The sequence below is a fragment of the Mycoplasmopsis pulmonis genome, from assembly GCF_900660575.1.
In the GTDB taxonomy this organism is placed as follows: Bacteria; Bacillota_I; Bacilli_A; order Mycoplasmatales; family Metamycoplasmataceae; genus Mycoplasmopsis_B; species Mycoplasmopsis_B pulmonis.
This window is the reverse complement of sequence record NZ_LR215008.1, coordinates 204,471-212,364: the sequence shown is the minus strand read 5'-3', so window position 1 is coordinate 212,364 and position 7,894 is coordinate 204,471. Positions and strand designations below refer to the sequence as shown.

At 30.3% G+C, this 7,894-nt stretch carries 1 protein-coding gene; it reads right to left on the bottom strand.

Going from position 1 to position 7,894, the window contains the following annotated elements:
- Positions 1 to 19 precede the first annotated feature (19 nt).
- Positions 20 to 7,894, bottom strand: coding sequence for a gliding machinery surface structure protein Gli349 (gene gli349, locus EXC36_RS00940; RefSeq protein WP_408634246.1), 7,875 nt, complete (start codon positions 7,892 to 7,894; stop codon positions 20 to 22).

Below are 7,894 nucleotides of genomic sequence, written 5' to 3'. Positions count from 1 at the left end.
TTATCCTTTAGTACAAAACTTAGCTTGTTGTGGTGGTGGTTGTAGTATTTTGTTTATTTTCAGCAGTTTTTCAATTATGGTACTCTGTCATATTTTCTACTTTGCCACTTGAGTCATCTTTAATTGAAATATTGTTAAATCATTTTTTACCAAGCTCGTCTAATAGCTTAATTCTTTCTTCATAAGTTAAGAAATTATTTTCCTGATTAAATGAAATTACTGATTTTAATTTTGCTTGGAACTTTGCATTTCCAGTATCTCCAATAGAACTAAGATCTATTAGATATGCTTTGGCAACTGCTTCAGTTTTCATTCTAACTTTGTATCTTTTAACTTTGTCATTGTTGTTAAAGACAAAGAAAGTAAATTCATAGCGTCCTTGTTCATCTCTATAGATTTCTAAAATTGTTTTTGATTCTTGTCCAAAAATAAATGATTGTGGCATAGATCCTTTGGCTGTAATGTTATTTTCAGTGCTTTCAATATTGGCTTTGTTAACATCTTGGGATTCTCGATCAATATTAGAATTATTTTGGTCAAATCTTAGAGATCCAGGACCTGGAATTCATCCAGATAAAACTTTTGATTCAAAGTGAAGAGAGTGAGTAGAGTTATTTTTAAATGTTGAAAGCAAGGTAATTTTACTTTGGTTTTTTAAAGAAGCATCATTTGATCAAACTAAATAAGCACTTGATTTAGGTTTTAAATTTTCAAAAAGACTATTGTTTCTTATTTGAGATCCTTGTGGGTTATTAAAATCTAAAACACTTGTAGTTTTGTCTCCAATTTGAGTTGTTTCAACAAAAGGAGCATTAACACTTGATTGAGGTAAAAATACACTTTGGCTACCTTTGTTAACATCTTTTCATTGAACTAATCTATATTTATTTTGATTTTCAGTTGAAGTATTATTAGAGCTTGTGTCTTTTCTTTTTTCGATAGTTTCTATTTTGGAACTGTCAAAATATGAAGAGGCATTTTTAATTTGAGTAACTTTTTCTTCAAGATTAGTTTTAAAGTCAGTTAAGACCTTTTTACTTGGATTATTTTCATCAAAGACATGGAAAGACTCATCTGTTTTTTTAATTTTAATTTTATAAGTTATTTCTATTGTTCCAAAAACATCATCTTGGCTAAAGCCTGTAATTTCAAAGTGAATATCACTGTCTTCTTGTTTGATAGGGGCAAAACTAAAGTTGCTTTGTTCAAATTGGCTAGGTTTTTTAGCTTTTTTGTCCTCTGAGCTAGGAATTTTATTAGTTGAGGTCAAAATAGGCTCTTCTTTAAGGGCTAGCTCTTTTTTTCAATTTCAAATTATAGTTTTAATACTATCATTTGCTTTTTCAAAGACATTTTCTTTTAGAGCACTTAGCTTAGTTTGTTCAAGACCACTTAAAGAGGTTAAAACTGAATTTTTAAAGGCATTTGGACCAATTTCAACAAGAGAGTTAGGAAGTTCTAATGAAGTAAGTTTGGCACTTTCAAAAGCACTTTCTTTAATTTTGCTTACTCCGCTATTTATTTTTAGCTCAGTTAAACTTGAAGCATCTTTAAAGTAGTCTTTAGGAATTTCACTAAAGTTAGGTCCTATTTCAAGTTTTTTTATCTTGGTAAAGTCTATATTGTGAGAGTTTTTTTCATTTTCTTTGACATATTTATTTATAGTTTTGCCATCTTTTTCATATTGGACTCTAAAAATGTCATTTGTATCAAAAAGCTCTTTTTTAAATCCATCAACATCTTCTTCATATTGAGCACTTTGGAAAAAGGTTGATTCTATTCCAAAGTTAGTTTTGATGGTTTTTGAAAGTTCCATTTTAAATTTAACCTTTGATGTATCAACACTAAAGACAAATCTTTCTTTAACTGCAAGGTCAAATTTGTTATCTATTTTGTTTTGGCTTGGAGTGCTAAAGAAATTTTCTTCAGATGTAGCTTTTGTATCTCAAAGATCTTTATTTGCTTCTTTAACAGAAGGGATAAATCTTGTTGAACTTTCTATGTATTTATCAAAAGCTTCAGAAAGAGTTTCAAAACCACTAATATTTACAATAAATTCAGATTTTTCACTAGAGTTATCTTTTTTAGATATTCTAATTTTAACTCTAGCATTACCGCTGATTATGTTTTCTTGAGAAATATCTAAAACAGATAAAATTTCAACATTGTAATTGTCAATATTTTGTACATTTGTTACTTTTGTCTTAATTAGCTCATTGTTTATTTCAAAATCACTTGTTGTAAAGAAGTTTTTGCCAACTGTGGTAGTTGATTCTACTTTTGTAATTTTTTCTCTTGAAGACTCTTTTACTTTTACAATGTGCTGAGCTTTATCGTTTTCTCTTAAAGAAGCTTCAATTGCTCTTCTAATATTTAGAATATCAGCTCCAGTTCTTTGGATAAATCCACTATAGACAACTCAGTATTCTCTGCTATAGTGATCTTGATCATCACCTTTTTTAGATTTAACTTGAATGATAAGTTTAACACTTTCAGCTGGATATTCATTAGTTGTTAAAACTTCAGCACTTAAAATGCTCTGTTCTAAATTGCTATTATTAGATTGAGGATTTTTATTAATGTTAATTCCAAGACTAGCATGTTCATTTGTAAGGATTTTATTAACAAATTCATCAGTTGAGTTATTTTGAGTTACACTTGGATCTAAAGTAGGAATTTGAATAACAGTAGTTCCACTTTCAGGGGCTCTTCCACTGGCTTGAATTTCTGAAAGATAACCTTTAACAGCTACAATATTTTCAGCTCTATTATCACTTACAAAGCCTTCAATTTCTTGAGTATAAGTTCTAGATGAAGTTTGATCTAAAGAACTAATGGTAATAGTTAAAGTAGCTTTGGTTCTACTTTGAGTAGTTGAGCCTTGAGTAACATTGTAGGTTGATGAGACTACATTAGTAATTGTATAAGTTAAATTTTGAGGTAAATTAGCTTGACTATCACTTGTTAGTCTAAAATCAACTGCATTTACTTTTGATGCAGATTGCTCTTCTTGGCTAAGATTTGCATTAGAGTAGATATATTGTAGTTGAGGAGCTTTTTCAACTGCACGAGATGAAGCTGTTGCAAAGCCTTCAAGGCTAATGTTAAATGATCTTGTAGTAGCTCCTACTGTAGCTATAACACTTAGACTTAAAGTTCCTCTATCATTGTTTGGATTTACATTTGTAAATCTAAAATTAAAGTGTTTTAAATCATCATTAGTAAGATTATTTATAGTCACATTGTTAAATGAAAGATCACTTTCAACGTTAATCTCTGAAGGTAAAATTTTCTTTCTTTCTTCTTGACTTACAACTTGTTGACTACCATCTTTTGTTTGTAAAACACTTGGTCTTGCATTTGAGTTTATTAGTTGTTGAATTAAATATGAAGCTCTTGTGGTAAAGCCAAAAATGTTAGATTCATAAGTTGCAGTATGGCTTGTAAGACTTTGATCAGTTGAGCTTACTCTAACAATAGCTGTAACTCTGTTTAGATCTAAAGTAGTTGCGTCATTTTCTATTTTTTTAACTTCAGTAATTTCAACTTTGATGTTTTCAACTCCTGAGTTAGGAATGTCTAAATCCTCTTTGGTAATTTCAGAAGGGTGTTTATTAATAGATGAGGTAACTTTCAAGAAAACTTGAGCTCTATTTTCAACATTGGCAATGTAGTTAGTAATTGCTCTAATTGATTGACCAACTCTTCTTTCTGCAAAACCTTCATAGTCTACATAGTAAAACTCTTCATAATAGTCACTACCTCTACCAGCTGAGACTTTAACTCTTAGTCTTGCAATTTTTTGATCAGTTTCTGAATCTGATTTTTCAGATACTGAAAGAAGATCTATACTTAAGTTCTCTGGTAGATTTGTAGGAATTATAAAGTCATTGTCAACATTTAAGTTAATAACTGCAATATTTGCTTTTTGTGTTTCAACTTCATTTTTTAAAGTAGGTTTATTAGTTTGGGCTTGCTCTTTAACTCATTTTTGAACTAAGTCAATATTAACTTTTTTAGCTTGAGTTGCAAAACCAGATGAAAGATATTGATAAGTATCTTTTAAGCCATTAATAGTTGCTTCAACTATAACTACAGCTCAAGATTTATCTCTTTCAAGTTCTTTAATTTCTTTAATAGAAAGTTGTATAGAACTATATTCTCCAGATCCTGGTTGGTCAATTTTTCAATCATTAGTTTGTAATTGGCTTACTGTTTTGACACTTCTAGATTGAGGTTCAACTAAGCTAGGAGTTCTTCTTCCTGGCAGAGTAACATATTTTCTTAAAAGAGCATAGTTTTTAGTTTGCTCTTGTGTTGCAAAGCCAGTAATTGTGTGATTATATGTTTGACTAGCTAGATTTTGACCACTTCCAGCTGAGACTCTAATTTCAACAATTAAACTTTGATCTTGAACATTTACTTTTTCAATTGTTAAACTTAATCCTTTTGTAGGATCGGGCTGTTGTATAAAAAGATTAGATGAGCTAATAGATTGAGCTTCTACTCTTTCTTTTTCAATTCCAACTACTAGGCTTGGAAGGGCTTTATCACTACTTTCAATGTATTCTTTTACATTTGCTTCATTAACAGCTTTTCCTTCTGAGGCAAAACCTCTTTCAATGTGTTCATAAGTTACTGATCTATTTTCGTTTATTCCAGATCCTGCAACAACTGTAATTGTTACTTTAGCATTATTGTTATTAGTTGGATCAGGCTCAACTTTGGTTATTTCAAGTTTTAGACCTTCTTCAGTTGGCTGAGTAATTGTAAATGAGTTAATTGTTAGACGTCTAACAGGGGTTTTATTTTTATCTAAACCAGTATTTAAAATTGGTTTAGAACGTTGATTTTCTGCTTTTTTAGCATAATCTTGAGCTTTTAAGAAGTTTGGAACTTGTCCATTAGTTAAATATCCACTTTCTTCATAAGAGTAGGTAAATGTTGCTATGTCTTTGTCTGCTACTCCTGCATTACTTGTTGGAGCTTGAATTCTAATGGTTATAATGGCAGTTGTTTCTTCATTAATTTTTGGAACAACTGATAAAACAGAAAAGTGTAATTGAGAGTGATTAGATAACTGATCAATTGTAAAGTTAGAATTAACACTTAATTGATCTTGGGTAATTGCTAAAAGCGAAACTTGATTTGGTTTTCTATTTTGAGTTAATTTAGCTCTTTGATATAAAGCCTCGCTCATTGAAGAGGTATAAGCTGAAATTAATCCTAGGTGTCTAATTCTTTCATTAGAAGCAAAACCTGGAATTTCATAGGTATATTTATCTTCAGCAACTTTATCACCTTCTCCAGTTACAACTTTAATAGTCACTAGTGCTACTTCTGGGTTTCTATCTTTTCTAGCTATGCTTTCGATAGTTTGGATAATATCTCCAGAAAAGCCAGCATTTTTAACAATTTCAAAATCACTAGCTTTTAGATCTGAGGCATTAGTGTTTTCCTTGTCAACTGATTGAAGTAAAACTGGGTTTTTTCTATTTGCAAGATCATTAATATATTTTTTAAGCTTAATTCTATTTTCAGCTGCTCCTGGTTCTTTAAAGCCTGCTATTTCAACATTGTAGCTCTTGGTATAACGAGAATTAGTTGTATTACCAGCTGAAACAAGCACTTCTACAACAGCTGTTGTATTAAGTGTGCCTTTGGTAGTAATGGTTCCAATTTCTAAGTTAAGTCCAGCTGCTTGAAAATCAAAGCTAAAATCTGAAGGTTCAAGTTCAATAACAGATTTTTGTCCTTTAATGGCATTATCAATAACTAAATTTGCTCTTGAGCCTCTTGAAATATAGTCATCAACTTTTTGTTTGTTAGCAAATTTATCATTTGATAAATATCCACTAAAAATTCTTGTATAAACCTTAGGTGTAAATCCACTTTGTCCTTTGATGTTAACACTAATTTGAACAGATACTTCAGAGCCATCTATTGCTCTATTGGTTGAGTTGTGTGCTCTAAGAGAAACAATTTTGTATTCAAGTTCATATTCTTGATTTTGTGGAGCAATTACTCTTAGATCACTAGTTTGTGCATTAGCATTAGTTTTTTCTTGAACTTGACCGGCAAAAATAGGAGCTAGTTCTGGGGCTTTATTAATAATTAATTGTGCATTAGGTGAGAAAATAGTAGCTTCAACTAATGTTGAAGAGTTAATACTTTCACCATCTCTTGTTCCTCTAATGGTAAATCTAACTTTACCACTAATGTCTTGGGCTCCGCTTGAGTCAATATTGGCACTAAAAATAGTACCGCTATTTGAATTTGCAAAGAATAAATCACTAGCAAGAGCTTCTGAGGCTAATTTTTTTGATCTAGGATCTGCTAATCTAAAAGATGAAGAAATTAATTCAATGTTATTTGCTCTTTGAGCTGCATTAATTCTTCTTGCAATAGCTTCAATGTCATTGTAAATATCTTCTTGAAGGTTATTTAAAAATCCTTCAAATCTATATGCATATTCTTTAGTAGCTCTTTCATTTCCACTACCAGCTGAAGCTTCTAAAGTTACAATAGCTTTGGTTTGGTCATTTTTGTCCACTTCTACAGATTTAATAATTACATTAACTCTTCTAGATCTATTTCTATGAGTGTTTATTTCAAAATGACTAGTTAAAAGTGATCTTGGAGCTAATGTATTTCTATTAACATTTCTTGCTAATAAAGGTTTAGCTTTTGTAGTATCTGTTTCTGGAAGATCAACATAATCATTAACAATTTTTTGGTTATCAGCTTTTCTAGAACTTGGAAAGCCTTCAACTACAAAAGTATATGTATCTGATCATTTATTAGTATTTTCACCTATAGAAATTCTAACAGTAGCTGTTCCTGAGTGAGTAATTTCAGTATTTGACTGTTCAAAATTTCTTATTTGTTCTTCACTAAGAGGATTTGAACTTCAGCTAATTACTTCAAATTTAATTCCTTTTCCATTATGAACAACTGAATAATCTTTAACAAAATCCTCTAGTTTAACTGCATCAACTAAGGTTGTACTTTTGTCAAAATCTTTGACAAAAGGAATAATTGGTCTTTTAGAAACTAAAGTGTTTTGTACATAACCTTCTAGGTCATTTTTATTATTTATTAGCTCACTTGAGGCTCATCCTGGCACTTCAAAATCAAAGCTTTTGCTATAGAACTCTTCTGTAGCTAAAATTTGGCTTTTTAGCTCAAGTGTTACAACTAATATTGTCTCTTCTGACTTACCATCACCTTTTCTTCTTGTGTTGGTTATTTTAGCTTCAACGCCACCTTTAGAAAAAGGTAAAACTTCCAACTTATTAATTAAAGAAGAGTCATTTGATTGAGTTGTTTGTTTATCAATTAATGAATCTTTTCTAAGTTGAATTAGATTTTCAGCTGCAATTTCTCTTGAATAAGCTTCAACATCTCTTTGAGATTTAACATATGCATTTGAACTAAAACCAGAGACATTAACGATATAAGTATCTTTAACTCTTGGATCACTAAAACCTTCTATTTCAACTTTTACTTGAAGACTAAGAGTTCCAGTTTCATCATTTGCTTCTGTGGTATTAACAATTGAAAGTTTTAAGTTTTTGTTTTTATCCTCATCATCTAAGGCAGGGAATTTAAATTTAGACCAATTATCTGATGTAGCTTGGCTAGGAAGAAAGTTAATTTTATTTTCTTTTTCATCAAAAAAAGGCACTAACTGTTTTTCAGTGTATTTTCTAATTAGATTTTCTTTAGTTTTTCTCTCTGAATTAAATCCACCAAAGTCTACTTTATATATACCAGAGTTAATGTTAGTAACTCCTTTAACAGATATTTCATAAACTAAGGTTAGACGTCCTTCTTGGTCATTGGTATTTTCAATAGATTTAAGAACAGCGCTTGCTCTTCCATCTTGTTCAAT